Genomic DNA, 17,673 nt, shown 5'->3' on the forward strand with positions numbered 1-17,673 from the left:
GATCAGATGATCTTCTGACCGACGAGGTACTGGGCGATCTTGGTACCGCCGTCGCCTTCGTCCGCGATCTTCTCGCCCGCGGTGCGCGGCGGCTTCGGGGTGGCTCCGGTGACAGTGGTGCCCGCGTTCGCGACACCGACGGTCGACGGGTCGACGCCCAGATCGGCCAGCGTGAAGGTCTGCACTTCCTTCTTCTTCGCGGCCATGATGCCCTTGAAGGAGGGGAAGCGCGGCTCGTTGATCTTCTCGGTCACGCTGACGATGGCCGGGAGGGTGGCCTCCAGCTTGAAGACGCCGTCGTCGGTCTCCCGCTCGCCGGTGACCTTGTCGCCGTCGATGGTGAGCTTGCGCAGGTGCGTGAGCTGCGGCAGGCCGAGGTACTCGGCGATGATGGCGGGCACCGCACCGGCGCGACCGTCGGTCGCCTCGTTGCCCGCGATGACCAGCTCGACACCCTCGACCTGGCCGAGCGCGCTCGCCAGCACCCAGGCGGTCTGCACGGCGTCGGAGCCGTGGATCGCCGGGTCGTTGATGTGGATGGCCTTGTCGGCGCCCATGGACAGCGCCTTGCGGATGGCCTCGGTGGCCCGGTCCGGACCGGCGGCCAGCACAGTGACCTCGCCGCCCTGGGCCTCCTTGATCAGCAGCGCTTCTTCGACAGCGCGCTCGTTGATCTCGTCGAGGACGGCGTCGGCGGCTTCGCGATCGAGGGTGTAGTCACCATCGGTCAGCTTGCGCTCGGACCAGGTGTCGGGAACCTGCTTGATGAGTACGACGATGTTCGGCATCGGTCTTCGTCGACCTCCTGTTCTGGTTACACGTATGGAGTGGTCGCACAGGCGGCGCCGTACGTCCGTGTGAGTAGCTCAGGGCGTGACACTACCCTACGTTAAGTTACCTGTGGGTAACTTAGCCGCTTCTCTCTCATAACGCCAGACCCAGCGATATCGTGCCGGGCTGGAGCCCTGCCGCGCGACCCCCGCCGAACGGTCCATCGTGACTGGGTAGGGCCGTCTCGGTGACCGGGTGCGGGTATCCCGCAAACACTCAGTGCCAGTAACGTCGGAACGCATGAGCGAGCGAAGCGAGCGAGCAATGAGCACAGCCGAGCACTCGCTCGTGACGGAACCGAGCGCCAGCGAGGTGGAGTCATGAGCGAGGCTGTGATCCCTGCCGCAGTGGACGACCCGACGGGCCTGACCGGCGCCCCGGAGACGACCGTCGGCGCCGTCGAACCGCTGCCGTTGACCGGCGAACGGACCGTCCCCGGCATTGCCGAGGAGAACTACTGGTTCCGCAGACACGAGATCGCCTACGCCCGCCTGCTCGACCGCTGCGCCGGAAAAACCGTGCTGGAGGCCGGATCCGGCGAAGGCTACGGCGCGGACATGATCGCCTCGGTGGCCAGCAAGGTCACCGGCGTCGACTACGACACCGGCGCGGTCGAGCACGTACGCGCCCGGTACCCGCGGGTGGAGATGATCCAGGGCAACCTCGCCGCGCTGCCGCTCGACGACGCGTCGGTCGACGTCGTGGTGAACTTCCAAGTGATCGAACATCTTTGGGATCAGGGCCAGTTCCTCCGGGAGTGCCTGCGGGTGCTGCGGCCCGGCGGCGAACTGCTGATCAGCACGCCGAACCGGATCACCTTCTCGCCCGGTCGCGACACCCCGCTCAACCCGTTCCACACCCGCGAACTGAACGCCGCCGAGCTCACCGAGCTGCTGGTCGACGCGGGCTTCGAGGTCGCGCAGATGACCGGCGTACACCACGCCGCGAGCCTGAAAGCGTTGGACGCCAAGCACGGTGGGTCGTTCATCGACGCGCAGATCGAGCGGGCGCTGGCCGGTGAACCGTGGCCCGCCGACCTCACCGCCGACGTCGCGGCCGTCACCATCGACGACTTCGCGCTGATCGCCGAGGACATCGACGCGAGCCTCGATCTGGTCGCCATCGCGGTGAAGCCTTGACCGACGAGGCTGTTCCCGGGCAGTTCACTCTGGTCCTGCACTCCCATCTGCCGTGGCTGGCACACCACGGCCGGTGGCCGGTCGGCGAGGAATGGCTCTACCAATCCTGGGCCGCCTCTTACCTTCCGGTCGCCGAGGTACTGAGAACGCTTGCCGCCGAAGGACGTTCACATCTGCTTAGCCTCGGCATCACGCCGGTGCTCGCGGCTCAGCTGGACGACCCGCACTGCCTGTCCGGCATGCACCACTGGCTCGGCAACTGGCAGCTGCGCGCCGACGAGGCTTCGATGGCAGGCAATGACGCGCTCGGCAGGCACGAACATCGTTTGGCCACAGCGGCTTTGGCGGACTTCGAAGAGCGCTGGCGACACGGCGCCGCCCCGGTCTGGCGTGAGCTCATCGACGCCGACACGATCGAACTACTCGGCGGGCCGCTCGCCCATCCGTTCCAGCCGCTGCTCGATCCGCGACTGCGCCAGTTCCAGCTCACCGAGGGGCTGAGCGACGCGCGACATCGCTGGGGTCACACGCCCACCGGCATCTGGGCGCCGGAATGTGGCTACACGCCGGGCATGGAGGTCGGCTACGACGCGGCCGGTGTGACCCATTTCATGGTCGACGGTCCCGCGCTCCGCGGCGACACGACCCTGGGGCGGCCGGTCCGCGAGTCCGAGGTGGTCGCGTTCGGGCGTGATCTCCAGGTGAGCTATCGGGTCTGGTCGCCGAAATCGGGCTACCCGGGCCAGAGTGCCTACCGTGACTTTCATCACTATGACCACGCGACGGGTCTCAAGCCGTCCCGGGTCACCGGCAAGACCGTGGCCGGTCCGGACAAGGCCCCGTACGACCCGGAACTCGCGGCCGCGGCGATCGGCCGCGACGTCGACGACTTCGTGCAAACGGTGCGCGAGCGACTGATCAGCGAATCCGCGCGGATCGGGCGGCCCGCGCTGGTCGTCGCCGCATTCGACACCGAACTGTTCGGTCACTGGTGGCACGAGGGGCCGCGGTGGTTGGCCCAGGTGTTGCGCGCACTGCCCGAAGCGGGCGTCACCCTCGGCACGTTGGCCGACGCGCGGGAACGCGGGTTCGTCGGGGAGCCGGTGCCGCTGGCCGATTCGTCCTGGGGTTCCGGCAAGGACTGGCGGGTCTGGGCCGGGGATCAGGTGCGTGACCTGGTCGAACTCAACGACGACATCGTGCGGCTCACGCTCGACACGGTCGACAAGATGCGCGCCGCCGACGGTGGTCCGGCGCTGCGCGACAACGTCGCCGACCAGTTGCTGCGCGAGGCCATCCTGACCGTGTCCAGCGACTGGGCGTTCATGGTCAGCAAGGACTCCGCGGCGGGCTACGCACGCGACCGCGCGCACCAGCACGCGCACGCCGTGCGGGAGATCGCGGCCGCGGTCGGAGCGGGTCAACTCGCGAAAGCACAGCAGTTGGCGGCAGGATGGGGGTCAGCTGACGGACTCTTCCCCGGTGTGGACGCGCGACGACTCGGGAGCGCGGGGTCCGGAGGAAGCTTCGCCGGTGCTGCCGAGCACGCCGCGTCCAGCGCAGAAGGACATGCATGAAGATTTTGATGGTGTCGTGGGAATACCCGCCGGTTGTGGTCGGCGGGTTGGGCAGACATGTGCATCACCTGGCGACCGAGCTGGCCGTGGCGGGCCACGAGGTGGTCGTGCTGGCACGCCGCCCCTCCGGCACCGACTCCTCGACCCATCCCACCCATTCCTTCATCGCGGAGGGTGTGCTGGTGGTCGCGGTCGCGGAGGATCCGCCCGCCTTCGATTTCGGCGAGGACATGCTCGCCTGGACGCTGGCCATGGGGCACGCGATGGTGCGCGCCGGTATCGCGCTCGGCAAGCCGGGCATCGGTGACGGCTGGGCGCCCGACGTGGTGCACGCGCACGACTGGCTGGTCGCGCACCCGGGTATCGCGCTGGCCGAGTACTACGACGTACCGCTGGTGTCGACCATTCACGCCACCGAGGCCGGACGGCACAGCGGCTGGGTCGCGGGCAAGGTCAACCGGCAGGTGCATTCCGTCGAGTGGTGGCTGGCCAACGAATCCGATGCGCTGGTCACCTGCTCGGCCTCGATGCAGGACGAAGTGGAACGCCTCTACGGCCCGGAGCGGGTGCCGATGACGGTGATCCGCAACGGAATCGACGTGGGCGCCTGGACATTTCGGCCGCGCTCGCCGCGCACCGGACCGCCGCGGCTGCTGTATGTCGGCAGGCTCGAATACGAGAAGGGCGTGCAGGACGCGATCGCCGCGCTACCGCGGATCCGCCGCGCGCACCCCGGCACCACGCTGACCATCGCGGGCATCGGCACCCAGTTCGAGTGGTTGCGTGAGCGTGCTCGGGTGCACCGGGTGGCTCGCGCGGTGCATTTCGCCGGACAACTCGACCACTCCCAGCTGCTCAGCTGGCTGCACGGCGCCGACGCCATCGTGCTGCCGAGCCGCTACGAACCGTTCGGCATCGTCGCGCTCGAAGCGGCCGCCGCGGGCACCCCGCTGATCACCTCGACCGCAGGCGGACTCGGTGAGGCGGTCATCGACGGAGTCACCGGCGCCTCGTTCGCCCCCGCCGACGTCGACGGACTGGTCGAAGCGGCCCGCGCCACCCTCGACGACCCCGTCGCCGCGCAGGACCGCGCCTACGCCGCCCGCGAACGCCTCACCGCCGATTTCGCCTGGGACGTGGTGGCCGCCGAAACCGCGCAGGTCTACCACTCCGCCAAACGCCGCGTCCGCAATCCGCTCGGCCGCCCGACCATCATCGAACGCCCACTCCCCGAGCGCGATCCGAAGTAGTCGCCCCCGCCGCAGTGGGTACCGATGCCGCGCACGCCCCATCCCGCCGCGCACGAAACTGCCAGCAAAAACGTACGCAGCAGAACAATCCATGCGCAGCGAACAGACAACGCCGCATGCAACGGAGCCCACCGCCTCCACCGACGCTGCGCACGTTCCAGCCTGCCGCGCACGAAATTGCCAGCAAAAACGTACGCGGCGGAACAATCCATGCGCAGCGGACGGATACCGCCGCGCGATCGCTGTCCAACGTTTACGAACCGTTCCACAGCGGACGTGCCGCCGCGTCGAGCTGGTGCCGCGCACGTTTTAGAGTCGCGCAAACCCAATTGCTGGCTATTGCGTGCGCGCGACGCCAAAACGTGCGCGGGGCAACGTTATCCACAGATGGGTGGTTGTCCACAGGGGGTGGTTTTCTGGGCGCTCGGCGGCGGGTGGGAGGCCACGATGGGCGGATGGAGACGATGCCGATACAGCGACGTGACGCGTTGGCGAAGGGGTTCAGCGACGGCGAGTTGCGGAGATTGACTGCTCAGCACGGTTCGCTACGGATACGGCCGGGCTCATATCTGGAGGCCGAGTCATACGAGGCGATGGATCGGGAAGCGCGTTACAACGTGCTCGTTCATGCGACAGCAGGGCACCTGTCGGCGTCGGCCGTGATCAGCCACCAATCTGCAGCTGCCGTCCACGGGTTACCGCTGTGGGGAATGCCGCTCGATAAGGTGCATATAACGCGGCACCGCAGCAGCGGCGGACACCGCGGTAAGCACCTGCACCTGCATTGCGCTCCGTTCCGGGACGAGGACGTCATCGCGGTCGGGTCACTGCTCGTTCTGTCACCAGCGCGCACCATTGCCGACATCGCACGAACCGTCGGATTGCAACAGACTGTGGCGATCGGCGATGCAGCGGCGCGACAGCTCGGACTAGCTCGCGAAACCTTCTGCAACGCAATAACTTACGCAGCAGGACGTCCCGGCTACCGTGCCGCGTTGCGCGCGATCGGAATGTTCGACAGGCGCAGCGAAAGCATCGGCGAGTCCCGCAGTCGAGTCGTCCTCGATGATCTCGGCCTGCCTATTCCGGAACTCCAAACGACGATCCTGAACGACGCCGGTAGCTTCGTCGCGCGTGTCGACTTCTGCTTCGAAGAGCTGGGCATCATCGGCGAATTCGACGGCAAGGTGAAGTACGGCGGAGAGCTGACCCCAGATGGAAACCCCGCAGAAGCGCTCTATCGCGAGAAACTGCGCGAGGATCACCTCCGCGACCTCGGCTGGGAAGTCGTCCGCTGGACCTAGCCCGATCTAGACCCTCCCACCACCCTCGAAGCCCGATTCCGGCGCGCAGCCGCCCGCGCAGCCCATCGCCCGCACCCTCTCGGCTCGGTCATCCGCATGCCGCGCACCGATTAGCCCGACGCACACGAAATCGTTGGCGAATTCGTGCGCGCCGTCCCAATGCATGCGCACGGCCATTCCGGGGCCGGATTGTCAGCTGCCGCGTCAGCGCTCGGGCTTGAAGACGAACAGCTCGCCGATACGGGTCGCGACGATCACTTCACCCTGCGCGCCGACCGAGGTACCGGTCGTGCTGCCTTGCGCACCGGGCAGGACATCGGAGTCTATGGTGGTGCCGGTCTTGGTGTCGAACGTGATGAGATTCAGGCCCTCACCGATCGCGGCGGCGGTGTAACCGGTGCCGCCCGCGGTCTGCACCGGGGTGCCGCGCAGGTCGAGGTCCTTACGCTCCCAAGCGATTTCCGGCGCGTCACCCTTGTCGCGCAGCGCGAGCAGGTAGCCGTCGTCGCCGGACGGGATGATCGTGCCGTCGCTGGACACCGAAATGCCGCCGCGCGGCGTCCATTCCAGCGGCTGCACCCATTTGGTGCGCCCGTCGGCGGTGTCGACGGCGATCAGCCGATTGGTGTTGTCGCCCACGTAGACGGTCTTGCCGTCGGGCGAGAGGGTCGGGCTGGTGGCGCTGCCGCCGAACAGCAGGTCCGCGCTCCACTCCTGCTGGATCTTGTTGTCCGCGTAGCGGAGTGCGACGAGTGCGGCGGTCGGCTTGCCCGGCTTCCATACCGTGACGAAGAAGCGTCCGGTCTTGGTGTCCAGGGCCGAGATGTTCGCGACCGGGCACTGCGGTTCGCCGACGTGGCACTCGTCGAGGCCCTGACCGGCGGCCGGCCAGGTGAGGTTCGGGTTGTCCAGGAAGTCCGGCTGACCGAGCAGCTGCAGCGTGGAGACGACGCGCTGGCCGGTCTGCCGGGACAGCACGTCGACCTGACCGGATTGGGTGACCGTCAACAGGTTTCCGTCGCCGGTGAACTGTGTCGAGACCGGCGCGCCGGCCACCGTGGTGCGCCACCGCGGCTGACCGAGGTAGTTGAACGAGATCACCGCGCCGACGTTGTCCTTGTCGTCGCCGACGTAGACATTCGTCATGCCGTCCACCACCGACGGCGTCGCGATCGCGGTCGGACCGAGCCCGCTGCAGAAACGTTTGCGCCCGGTGGCCATCTGGAAGGAGTAGAGGGTGCAGCTCGGCGTGTTCGTGGTGAGGAACATCTGGCCCTCGGGGCCGATGGTGACCGGCTCGGCGACCGGCCCGCCGATCGGGCGCGACCAGCTCAACGCGATCTTCTTGGCGCCGACCACCGGGCTGCTGCCACCGTTGCGGCCGTCGTGATACGCGGCGGGCCAGCCCTTACCGGGGCCGACCGCGATGTCGTCGACGTCGGTGCCGCAGCCCGTCAAAGCCAGCGCACCGACCGCGGCCAGCGACGCAACTACCCGCAGCCGGGACGGTCGCCACATGGAACTAGCCAGTACGCCACTTCGCACCTGCTGCACTCCTGTCGTCGTTTCCGCTCGCACGAGACTAAAGCGTGCCGACCCACAGCTCTGGAGCGACCCGGTTCGGGTGTACGCGTGTGGATTCGGGGGCGCCGCCCGCGGCGCAGCAGTCACTGTACGGGAGGGGTTCGCGCGAGTGTACGAGTCCTGCCGTTGTGGTTCGCGCGTGACCGTCACCCTCGTGCGCGGATCGCGTCCGAGCGCGCCCGTTATGCTCTACCCGTCGCCGCCGGGGTGGCGACGAGCCGTTGGACCACGACAGGAGAACCGTTCGTGACGAGCATGTGGGGCGCACCGTTGCGCTCGCGCTGGCGGGGATCGCGCCGCCGGGATCCGCAGCAGGCGCGCTTTCTGACCGTGGCGTCGCTGCGCTGGGTGCTCGCGAACCGGGCCTACACGCCCTGGTACCTGGTGCGCTACTACCGGCTGCTCAAGTTCCGGCTGGCCAACCCGCACATCGTGTTGCGCGGCATGGTCTTTCTCGGCAAGCGGGTGGAGGTCCACGCGACCCCCGAGCTGGGCCGGATGGAGATCGGCCGCTGGGTGCACATCGGCGACGGCAACGCCATCCGCTGCCACGAGGGGTCGCTGCGCATCGGCGACAAGGTGGTGTTCGGCAAGGACAACGTCGTCAACACCTACCTCGACATCGAGATCGGTGAATCCACCCTGGTTGCCGACTGGTGCTACATCTGCGACTTCGACCACAAGATGGACGACATCACGCTGCCGATCAAGGATCAGGGCATCGTGAAGAGCCCCGTCCGGATCGGTCCCGACACGTGGATCGCCGCCAAGGTCACGGTGCTGCGCGAGACCAGGGTCGGCCGCGGCTGTGTGCTCGGCGCGCACGCCGTCGTCAAGGGCGAGATCCCGGACTACAGCATCGCGGTCGGCGCGCCCGCCAAGGTAGTGAAGAACCGCAAGGCCGCCTGGGAGGCGAGCGCCGAGGAGCGCGCGAAATACCTTGCGGCGCTGGAGGACATCGAACGCAAGAAGAACGGCGCGAAGACGGCATAGCATCAGGTCGCGGCATCTGTCGGGGGACTTCGGTAGGTTCCCCGATATGAATCGCTATGCCGCACTGTTGCGAGGGATCGCGCCGAGCAACCCGAACATGAGCAACGAGAAGTTGCGCGGCGTGTTCGAGAAGCTCGGGTTCGAGAAGGTCGCGTCGGTGCTGGCGAGCGGCAACATCGTGTTCCAGAGCGCGGACACCGACGTCAGCGAGCTCGAGGATCGGATTCAGCAGGCGCTCAACGCGGAACTCGGCATCGCCGGGGGCACCATCATCCGCAGTTATGAAGAGCTGCAAGCGCTGCTCGACTCCGATCCGTTCCCCGGCCTCGCCCACGGCCGCGGCACCTATCTCATCGCCACGTTCCTCAAGGACCGCAAAAAGGTCGCCCGCAAGCTGCCCGACCAGCCCGATCCGCTGGCCCGAGTCGTCGGCTACGACAAGCCGTGCAGCGCCTACCTCGCGGTAATCGACAACAGCGAACCCGGTAAGACCCCGGACTTCATGAGCTGGCTCGAGAAAACCCACGGCAAGGACATCACCACCCGCACCTGGCTCACCGTCCAGCGCGTCGTCAAGAAGATCGAGCAGTAGGAATCGTCGCTGCCGCGCACGATTCGTTGTGGCGCGCATGAAATTGCCAGCTGATTCGTGCGCAGGAGGACAATCCGTGCGCGGCGGTGATACGGGGGCGGTGAATCAGCGTGCGGCCGCTACGGCGGTGCACAGGAAGGCCGTCGGGGTGCGGCCGATTCGGGTGATCACCAGGGTGAACGGTTGGGTGCCTTGGGGTTTGAGGGTGCGGCGGAGTTTGTCGGGGTCTACGTCTACGCCGCGGATCAGGATTTCCAGGGGGCCGCAGTCGTGGCGGCGGAGTTCGGCGCGGAGGGTTTTCTCGCGGTAGTCGAGGCGATCGATGACGCGGAAGCCGCGGGTTCCGGGTGGGACGGTGTTGCCGGTGAGGTAGGCGATGCGTGGGTCCAGTTGCCAGAGGCCGTGTTTCGCGGCGTAGTGGCGGACCAGTCCGGCGCGGACGACGGCGCCGTCCGGATCGATGATCCAGTCACCGGGTTCCTGCTCGGGGATCTCGTCAGGCTCAGCGTCGGTGAGGGTGAAAGATGTTCCGGCCGAGGATGATACGGTCGCGCGGCGAGTGACCGCCGGGTCGGTCAGTCCGGCCGACCAGAGACACGCTTCGCGGACGGCGCCGTCCAGGGAGACCACTTCGACTTCACCGGACCAGTCGAGTCGGTCGAAATCCAGTCCGGGGGCGCACTTTACGGCGATATCGCGGCCGGGATAGGCGGCCAGCAGGTCCGGCAGCGGCGGCTGCAGCTTGGCCGGGTCATGGGTACGCCGACCATCCGCTCGCCGCGCGGGATCGGCGATGACTACGGTGTCGCTACTCACCGGCACGAGCGCATCCGCCTTGGCCAACAACACGTTTCGCGGGCGCTCCACGCAACGCGCGACAGCAAGCTCGGACGTTTCAGGAGATGGCACGCTGTGTGCATCCGCCATCCGACTCGACCCGCTTACGAGGAGCACACGTGTTTCGGCAAGGTTGTGCGCGGCCATCGACAACCGCACATCGTCCAGGTCGCTGCCGATCACGAAGGTGCACACCCGCGCCAGCTCGGTGAGCTCGGCACCGATCGAGCAGGTCACGTCGTGCACCGCCCGCCCGGCCAACCGGGCGGCCCGCTGCCGGGCGACCAGCGTCGGGGTCGCCTGTTGCAAGGCGTCGTCGGTGAACAACCAGTCCCCCGCGTCGACGAGCTTGGCACCCGCCTTACGCCGCAGCCGCACCGTTTCGACGAGCGCGGCAGCCCACGCACCGTGTTCGCGGCGCACCCGCTCCAGATCACGCAGGTGCGTTGCCTGGGTCAGCTCCAGCCGATCCACCTCGGTCAGTGCGGCAATGCCCGCCGCACTGCCGAGGAAGGCGACATCCTCGCGACTGAAGCCGTAGCCCACTACTTGGCAGACGTGCTGTACTCACCCGCCCCGCCGGCTCCGCCGCCTTCCATCCCCCTGGGCTTCACGCCGGTGATCATCGCGTTGTAGAAGAACTGACGCGGCACCACCCGGCGCATGACGTTCTCGTCCAGCCAGCTCAGCCGCAGCCACGCCTTGTACATGGCCAGCCGGTAGCCCATGGTGAGCTTCTCGTCCGGCACGGCCGCCTCGAAGGTGCGCACCGGCCAGCCCCACAGCGCGGCCGCGAACTCTTCGGTGGTCGCCTTGACGTCGACCGCACCGGCCGAGCTCGCCATCCGCTCCAGGTCGCTCGGATCGAACGTGTGCAGGTCGACGACCGCCTCGAGCGCCGCGGCCCGCGAGGACTCGTCGAGCTCGGTCTGCGGACGCCGCCACCCGGCCAGCTGCGGCAGCTTGGTGACGGTGGTGGTGGCCTTCCAGGTGGCCCGGCCGAGCCAACGCGCGTAGAAGTTGCCCGCGGTGGTGGGCTCGCCCGCGAAGACGAAGCGCCCGCCGGGCTTGAGCACGCGCAGACATTCCTTCAGCGCGAGTTCGACATCCGGGATGTGGTGCAGCACCGCGTGCCCGCACACGAGATCGAAGGTGTCGTCCTCGTACGGGATGGTCTCGGCGTCGGCGACTCGGCCGTCGACGTCCAGACCGAGGTGCTCGGCGTTGCGCAGGGCGACCTTCACCATGCCCGGCGACAGGTCGGTGACGGAGCCGGACTTGGCCACGCCACCCTGCATCAGGTTCAGCAGGAAGAAGCCGGTGCCGCAGCCGAGTTCGAGGGCGCGGTCGTACGGCAGTGGGGCGGGGCCGACGGCCGCGTCGAACCGGCCGCGGGCATATTCGATGCAGCGTTCGTCGTAGGAAATCGACCATTTGTCGTCATAGGTCTCGGCTTCCCAGTCGTGATAGAGCACCTGGGCGAGCTTCGTATCCTTGCGAGCTGCTTCGACCTCTGCCTCGGTGGCGTGCGGGTTAGGCGCGGGGTCGTCGGGACGTACCGTCATGGAGGCCAAGCCTACCCAAACACGCGGATCCGGCCTGCTGTCGGCCCATGGTTTCCGGCCACAGCTGGACCGCTGGCCAGATAGCAACCTGTTCCCATCAGGTGATCTTCGATAAACCGCTGCTCAGACCGGCACAAACCAGGTCCCGAAGATCGCCTTCGAGCCGGCTCAGCGACCGACGAAGGCGGCCGATCCCGGACCGTCGGCCAGGTACGACTCGGTCCCGATGCGGCGGTCTTCGGTGGCGAACAGATCAGACCATTCGGTCTGTGCGCGGTCCAGGCCGTGCGGGCCCGCCTCGAACACCGCCTTCGCGGCGGCGAGCGCGCGAGCCGGGCCGTCGGTGAACTGCCGGGCCCACTTCAGCGCGGCGGTGTAGACGTCGTCCGGTGGGACGACCTCGTCGACCAGACCCAGCGTGCCAGCTTCCTCGGCCTCGACGAAGCGGCCGCTGTAGACGAGGTCCTTGGCCGGTCCCGGCCCGATCAACAGGGACAGCCGCCGGATCCCGGCCAGCGGGATCAGCCCGGCCTTGATCTGCGGCAGGCCCAGTTTGACGTTGTCGCCGATGATCCGCCGATCCGCGCCGAGCGCGAGCTCGAGGCCGCCGCCGAGGCAGTAGCCGCTGATCGCCGCGACCGTCGGCTGCGGCAGCCGAGCGAGGCAGCCGAGGTCGCGTTGCAGATCGGCCGCCATCGCGCGGGCCTGGTCTTCGCTCAGTCCGGCCAGTTCGGTCAGATCGTCGCCCGCCGAGAAGACGCGCTCGTCGCCGTAGAGCATGACCGCGGCGACCGTCGGGTCGGTGGCGACCGCATCGGCCGCCTCGGCCAGCTCCCGCACCAGCTGCGCGTTCAGCAGATTCATCGGCGGGCGGGCGATCCGGAGGACGGCAACGCGGCGCGCGGTATCGGGCGGGAGGGCTTTCAGCGCGGGCAGCTCCAGGGTCACGAATTCGGCCATGGGACGCCACGCTACCGGGTGGTGGTCCGGGCACTCACTTGCGGACGGATCCCTTGAGCCTGCTCGCATCCGGGAGATCGGCGAAGTAGCGCTGACTGTCGGCGAAGGTCAGCACCCGCTGCCCGCCGGTCCGATCCAGCACCGGCATGATCGGCTCGATCAGCGGTTCGGCGGCGAGAATCTCGGCGGTGGAACCGAATTCACGCAACGCGTCCAATTGCGACCAGGTGGGTGGCAGCAGGATGTCGGTGCCCGCCCGCCACCGGTCCAGGGCGTCGGCCGGTGTGCGCCATTGCACCTCGGCAGCCTCGGAGGTGGCGCCGTCGGCGAGTTGTCCGTCCGGCAGTACCGCGACGAAGAATCTGGTGTCGTAGCGTCGCGGTTCGATCACCGGGGTGATCCAATTCGCCCACGGCCGAAGCAGATCCGCGCGCAACACCAGTTTCGCCGCGGCGAGGAAACCGGCCAGTGACAGCTCGCGCCGCTCCAGTTTGCCGCGAGCCTCGCGATAGCCCGTGGTGTCGGAGACGACACTGTCCGCGGTCGGACCGGCAAGCAGCACACCGCATTCCTCGAACGTCTCGCGCACGGCGGCGCACACCAGCGCCTTGGCGACCGGCTCGGTAGTGGCGAAACGCTCAGCCCACCAAGCGGGTTCGGGTCCGGCCCACTCGATGTCGGCCGTGCCGTCGGAGGGGTCGACGCCGCCGCCGGGGAACACGGTCATCCCGGCCGCGAACGCCATCGCGCCGACCCGGCGCTGTAGGAAGATCTCGGGTCCGGCCGCGCCGTCACGCACCAGCATCACCGTCGACGCGTCCTTGGGCGACACGACCTGAGGCTGAGAGTCAGCCGATGCGTTTATCTCACTCACTCCTGCACCCTAACGCGCGCTTGGTGAGCGCCGTCACGGGTAGCGGCTCAGCGGGTGCGGTGCTTCCCGGCGCGTCGCGCGCGACGGGCGAAGTAGCGGCCGTCCACGCGGTCCAAGGCGATGGACTGGCGGAAGGCGTCGCTGAGGTTCTCCGATGTCAGCACGTCCGTCAGCAAACCTTGGGAGACCACTTCCCCCTCGTTGAGCAACAGTCCGTGGGTGAAGCCGGGTGGAATCTCCTCGACGTGGTGGGTGACCAGCACGATGGCGGGCGAGTCCGGGTCGGCGGCCAGATCGCCGAGTCGTTCCACCAGTTCCTCGCGACCGCCGAGGTCGAGACCCGCGGCCGGTTCGTCGAGCAGCAACAGCTCCGGGTCGGTCATCAGCGCGCGGGCGATCATCACCCGTTTGCGCTCCCCCTCGGACAGCGTGCCGTAGGTGCGGTCCGAAAGGTGTTCGGCGCCCAGGCTTTCCAGCATGTCGACGGCGCGGTCGGTGTCGACGTCGTCGTAGCGTTCGCGCCAGCGGCCGAGCACCGCGTACCCCGCCGACACCACCAGATCGCTGACCTTCTCGTCGCGCGGCACCCGCCCGGCCACCGCGGCGGACGACAGTCCGATCCGCGGCCGCAGCTCGCTGACGTCGACCTTGCCGAGCACCTCACCGAGCAGATGGGCGATGCCCGAGGTCGGGTGCATCTCGGCGGCGGCCATGCGAAGCAGTGAGGTCTTGCCCGCGCCGTTGGGGCCGAGCACGACCCAGCGTTCGTCGAGCTCGACCTGCCAGGTCACCGGGCCGACGAGCGTGTGGCCCGAACGGCGAACGGTGACGTCGGTGAAATCGATGAGCAGATCGGGATCCGGTTGCGGCACGCGGTCCATCTTGGCCCACCCGCCCGGCTACTCGCCAACGCGGGCGGGTCTGAAAAGCGTGTCGCTCGGGTCAGCGGCGGCGGCCCAGCGCGAAGAGATCGCGAAGGCGCTGGTCGTCGGGTTGGTTCGGATGGTGATGGTCCTCGTCGTCCGACTTGTGTAGCAGCCGGGCCACGATGAGTGCCAATGGAACCGATAGGAGCACCCACAGGGCGAGAATCACCAGCAGCGTCGTCATAGCTGGTCCTTCCTTCGGTCGGCAAGGCCGCGATGCCGATATAACGAGCCTCCGCCTGAAGGGACCGGCGGGGGTAGGGCACAACGTCCTCGGTGAAGTTGCTCAAAGTCATACCCAAATTCGACTCGCGCGAAGCGCATTCAGTGTGGGTGTTTTGCAACGATGCGGCCTCGGGTATTCACGCTCGCAAGCGCGTCTTGCTGCCTCGCGCACACCCGATCGCAAGCGCTCTAAACGGACTCGCCCATCCGTAAGCACTTCCTCATGACGATCGAGCCTATGACGATCGAGCCGGCACCGCGATCACTGTCATCGAGCCGGGCGCCACCTCGGTGAACCCGGCGTCGCGCACCGCCACCGCTGTGCCGCACGAGACCTCTTCGATCAACGCCTTCCATTGTCGCGCATCGGCTTCCCTTACGGAACAACGGAATTCCTGCTCGGCCCAGCGCAACGCCTGATCCGCGGTCAACGCGCCCGCCAGCAACATGCTGGCGTGACCCACCTGTGCGGCGGCCTTGCCCAGTGTCATGCCGAGTTCGGAATTCACCCACAGCACCGGCAGTTCGGGATCGGCGGGGCCCGGATCGTCGTGCTCGAGGTCGGTGCCGCCGATCTGTAAACGCCGGATCCGCGGATCGACCTCGCCGACCGGCCCGGGGACGAGCGCTCGTGCCTGCGCGCCGTCGAGATCGACTGTGACACCGTCCACCTCGTTCGCCGCGAGCCACTGTGCACCACGGGCGCGCCGACTCACCTTGCGGATACGTGAGCGCTTCCAGGCCAGGTAACGCTGCGCCCACTCGCCGTCGGGTCCGACCCGCTCGTCCAGGCACAGCGCCACCGACGCGGTCGCCGCCGCGGCGAGCAGCGCACTGCGCGGCGGCGGATCCACCTTGGGCAGGTGCAGCACGAGCTGCATGGCCTGCACCATAGCCGGATCCTCGGGGTCGCCCGCGCCGCCGTAGCCCTGCGCGAGCTCCGCGTGCCGGACGCGGAACCCCTCCTCGTCGAATGCCACCGGCTGCACAGGGTCTGCCAGGGCGTCCCGGACTCCGGCACCGCATTCCGGGATGCTCGACATCACTCCACCTTGATCGTCAATGAATACGTTTGCGCCGGTTCGACACCCTGCTCCCACGGCCGCAGATACTCCATCGAGAGCGTGGTGATACCGGCGGCCTTGCCCACGAAGGTCCACACCGAACCGCCACCGGAGCCGGGCGCGACCGGAACGTTGGGGTCCGGCTTGAACCCCGGATCACCTTGCGCCTGAAGCAGATTCGCGTCCAGCTGGGTGATCTGCCACATGTATCCGGTGGACGGGTTCGCGGGCAGCGTCACCACGAGGGACTGCCCGACGGCGATCCGCCGTTCCTGCCCGTTGTCACCTTCACCCGCCGTCACCGCGGCAGGTCCCTTGGCCGAGGTCGGCGCGACCGACGAGGTCGCGTCCGAGGACGAATCGTTCTTGCCGCACCCGACAACCGCCAATCCAAGCAGCAGCACAAGCAGAGATTTCCGCAACGCACCCTCCGATTTCGCCCGCACGATCCTGGTCGGCGCCAGCCTACCGAGGGCGACCACCGAATCCGGCCATCGACACCGCTCCGCCGGGGTCAGCGGCAGCGCCGCCCCGGCCGGACAACCCGCAGGGTCACTGATCGAGCGGCACCCGGCGGACCAGTCCGTCGCGGGCGTCCGCGGCCTCCACCTCGTGCCGGGTGACACCGAGGACGTACAACACCGCATCCAGGTAGGGGTGCGACAGTGCGGCATCGGCGATCTCACGGAGCGCAGGCTTGGCGTTGAAGGCGACGCCGAGGCCTGCCGCATTGAGCATGTCGATGTCGTTGGCACCGTCACCGACCGCGACGGTCTGCTCCATCGGCACCCCCGCCTCGGCGGCGAACTTACGCAGCGCGGTGGCCTTGGCCGCACGGTCGACGATCTCGCCGACAACCCGTCCGGTCAGCTTGCCGCCCTTGATCTCCAGCGTGTTGGCCTGCACGAAGTCCAACTCGAGCTCGTGTGCCAACGGCTCGATCACCTGACGGAAGCCGCCCGACACCACACCGCAGCGGAAGCCGAGACGGCGCAGCGTGCGAATGGTGGTGCGGGCGCCGGGGGTCAGCTCGATCTGGTCGGCCACCTCCTCGATCACCGACTCGTCCAGGCCCTCGAGCGTCGCGACCCGCTGGCGCAGCGACTCACCGAAGTCGATCTCGCCACGCATGGCGGATTCGGTGACCTTGCGGACCTCCTCCTCCACGCCCGCGTGCGCGGCAAGCATCTCGATCACCTCGCCCTGGATGAGGGTCGAGTCGACGTCGAACACGATGAGCCGCTTGGCCCGGCGGGCCAGTCCAGCCCGTTCCACCGCGACGTCGACCCGCTCGGCCACCGCGACCTCGGCCAGCGCCGTGCGCAGCCGGGAATCGGTGTCCGGCGCGGTGTCGGTCGCGGTGACCAGCAGCTCCATCCCGGTGACCGGGTAATCCGCGATGCCGCGGATGGTGTCGATATTGGCGCCGAGGGACGCCAGCTGCCGTGACACCGCACTGAACGCGTGCGCGGTGACCGGTGAGCCGAGGATGACGACCGCGTGGGTGGACATCGGCTCGCGGCCGATCGCCGCGTCGACCTCCACGTCGACGTGCACGCCGACGGTGTTCATCGCTTCTTCGAGCTCGTCCTGCAACGACTCGGGGTCACCCGGGCATGTCACCAGTACCCCGAGGGTCAGCCGACCGCGGATGACGACCTGCTCGACGTCCAGCAGGCTCACGTGGTGCCGGGACATCGCCGCGAGCAGCACGGACGTCACGCCGGGGCGGTCGGGTCCGGTGACGGTGACGAGAACGGTGGTGTCGGCCAACTGATGTAGCTCCAAGTCCTGTGTTCGATGGAGACGCTCCGCGCTAGCGTAAAAGCCGAGCACAGCAACTAGATCCAGCAACGACCCTCACCGCGGCACCAGCCCCGCCCACCGCAACGACCGGGGCGGCGAGCAATTTACAACATGAGGAGGGCCGTATCCGTAAACATTTGCAGAGT

Annotated in this window: 17 protein-coding genes; 6 read left to right on the forward strand and 11 right to left on the reverse strand. The window is 68.0% G+C overall.

The window, feature by feature from the left end:
- Nucleotides 1–2 precede the first annotated feature (2 nt).
- Nucleotides 3–788 (reverse strand): electron transfer flavoprotein subunit beta/FixA family protein, encoded by a 786-nt coding sequence (locus ACQPW1_RS37555; RefSeq protein ID WP_150405401.1) that lies wholly within the window; start codon nucleotides 786–788, stop codon nucleotides 3–5.
- Nucleotides 789–1,151: 363 nt separating this feature from the next.
- On the opposite strand from ACQPW1_RS37555, the gene ACQPW1_RS37560 reads away from it, so the two are divergent.
- The 4 genes from ACQPW1_RS37560 (at nucleotide 1,152) to ACQPW1_RS37575 (ending at nucleotide 6,101) form a co-directional block, all read left to right on the forward strand.
- Entirely contained in the window at nucleotides 1,152–1,970 is an 819-nt protein-coding gene (locus ACQPW1_RS37560) for a class I SAM-dependent methyltransferase (protein WP_433657274.1), read from the forward strand.
- A complete protein-coding gene (locus ACQPW1_RS37565) occupies nucleotides 1,967–3,547 on the forward strand; it encodes a 1,4-alpha-glucan branching protein domain-containing protein (RefSeq protein WP_433657276.1) in 1,581 nt (526 codons plus the stop codon). The genes ACQPW1_RS37560 and ACQPW1_RS37565 overlap by 4 nt, the downstream gene beginning before the upstream one ends.
- Complete coding sequence (locus tag ACQPW1_RS37570; RefSeq protein ID WP_433657278.1) at nucleotides 3,544–4,797, forward strand: glycosyltransferase family 4 protein; 1,254 nt, start codon at nucleotides 3,544–3,546, stop codon at nucleotides 4,795–4,797. The genes ACQPW1_RS37565 and ACQPW1_RS37570 overlap by 4 nt, the downstream gene beginning before the upstream one ends.
- A 593-nt stretch (nucleotides 4,798–5,390) precedes the next feature.
- The gene (locus ACQPW1_RS37575) at nucleotides 5,391–6,101 is read left to right on the forward strand and encodes a hypothetical protein (protein ID WP_433657280.1); all 711 of its coding nucleotides are present in this window, start codon (nucleotides 5,391–5,393) and stop codon (nucleotides 6,099–6,101) included.
- Between the two features lie 204 nt (nucleotides 6,102–6,305).
- Here ACQPW1_RS37575 and ACQPW1_RS37580 read toward each other — a convergent pair whose 3' ends face one another.
- Nucleotides 6,306–7,646 carry a PQQ-binding-like beta-propeller repeat protein gene (locus ACQPW1_RS37580; protein WP_433657282.1) on the reverse strand — a complete coding sequence of 447 codons (1,341 nt, stop codon included), beginning with the start codon at nucleotides 7,644–7,646 and terminating at the stop codon, nucleotides 6,306–6,308.
- A 285-nt stretch (nucleotides 7,647–7,931) separates the two neighbouring features.
- Between ACQPW1_RS37580 and ACQPW1_RS37585 the strand changes: the two genes are divergently transcribed.
- Together ACQPW1_RS37585 and ACQPW1_RS37590 are read left to right on the forward strand one after the other, a co-directional pair.
- Nucleotides 7,932–8,678, forward strand: coding sequence for an acyltransferase (locus tag ACQPW1_RS37585; RefSeq protein WP_357377940.1), 747 nt, complete (start codon nucleotides 7,932–7,934; stop codon nucleotides 8,676–8,678).
- Between the two features lie 46 nt (nucleotides 8,679–8,724).
- The gene (locus ACQPW1_RS37590; protein ID WP_433657284.1) at nucleotides 8,725–9,270 is read left to right on the forward strand and encodes a DUF1697 domain-containing protein; all 546 of its coding nucleotides are present in this window, start codon (nucleotides 8,725–8,727) and stop codon (nucleotides 9,268–9,270) included.
- Between the two features lie 105 nt (nucleotides 9,271–9,375).
- Here the strand turns inward: ACQPW1_RS37590 and ACQPW1_RS37595 are convergent, their stop codons facing one another.
- The 9 genes from ACQPW1_RS37595 to serB all read right to left on the reverse strand — a co-directional run bounded on the left by ACQPW1_RS37595 (nucleotide 9,376) and on the right by serB (nucleotide 17,494).
- Nucleotides 9,376–10,653, reverse strand: a complete 1,278-nt coding sequence (locus ACQPW1_RS37595) for a THUMP-like domain-containing protein (protein WP_433657286.1) — start codon at nucleotides 10,651–10,653, stop codon at nucleotides 9,376–9,378.
- Complete coding sequence (locus ACQPW1_RS37600; RefSeq protein WP_433657288.1) at nucleotides 10,653–11,672, reverse strand: class I SAM-dependent methyltransferase; 1,020 nt, start codon at nucleotides 11,670–11,672, stop codon at nucleotides 10,653–10,655. Before ACQPW1_RS37600 ends, ACQPW1_RS37595 begins: the two co-directional genes overlap by 1 nt.
- Before the next feature lie 168 nt (nucleotides 11,673–11,840).
- Nucleotides 11,841–12,632, reverse strand: coding sequence for an enoyl-CoA hydratase-related protein (locus tag ACQPW1_RS37605; RefSeq protein ID WP_433657289.1), 792 nt, complete (start codon nucleotides 12,630–12,632; stop codon nucleotides 11,841–11,843).
- A 34-nt stretch (nucleotides 12,633–12,666) separates the two neighbouring features.
- Nucleotides 12,667–13,437, reverse strand: a complete 771-nt coding sequence (locus ACQPW1_RS37610; RefSeq protein WP_433665450.1) for an NUDIX hydrolase — start codon at nucleotides 13,435–13,437, stop codon at nucleotides 12,667–12,669.
- 116 nt (nucleotides 13,438–13,553) lie between these two features.
- Nucleotides 13,554–14,387, reverse strand: coding sequence for an ABC transporter ATP-binding protein (locus ACQPW1_RS37615; RefSeq protein ID WP_433657291.1), 834 nt, complete (start codon nucleotides 14,385–14,387; stop codon nucleotides 13,554–13,556).
- Nucleotides 14,388–14,448: 61 nt separating this feature from the next.
- Complete coding sequence (locus tag ACQPW1_RS37620; RefSeq protein ID WP_433657293.1) at nucleotides 14,449–14,616, reverse strand: hypothetical protein; 168 nt, start codon at nucleotides 14,614–14,616, stop codon at nucleotides 14,449–14,451.
- A gap of 277 nt (nucleotides 14,617–14,893) precedes the next feature.
- Nucleotides 14,894–15,700, reverse strand: coding sequence for a peptidyl-tRNA hydrolase (locus ACQPW1_RS37625; RefSeq protein WP_433657295.1), 807 nt, complete (start codon nucleotides 15,698–15,700; stop codon nucleotides 14,894–14,896).
- Nucleotides 15,700–16,143 (reverse strand): protease inhibitor I42 family protein, encoded by a 444-nt coding sequence (locus ACQPW1_RS37630; RefSeq protein ID WP_433657297.1) that lies wholly within the window; start codon nucleotides 16,141–16,143, stop codon nucleotides 15,700–15,702. Before ACQPW1_RS37630 ends, ACQPW1_RS37625 begins: the two co-directional genes overlap by 1 nt.
- Nucleotides 16,144–16,273: 130 nt before the next feature.
- Nucleotides 16,274–17,494: a phosphoserine phosphatase SerB gene (gene serB / locus ACQPW1_RS37635; protein WP_433657299.1), complete on the reverse strand. Its 1,221-nt coding sequence runs from the start codon at nucleotides 17,492–17,494 to the stop codon at nucleotides 16,274–16,276.
- Between the last annotated feature and the right edge of the window lie 179 nt (nucleotides 17,495–17,673).

It is taken from the genome of Nocardia sp. CA-128927 (genome assembly GCF_050955855.1).
Lineage (GTDB): Bacteria > Actinomycetota > Actinomycetes > Mycobacteriales > Mycobacteriaceae > Nocardia.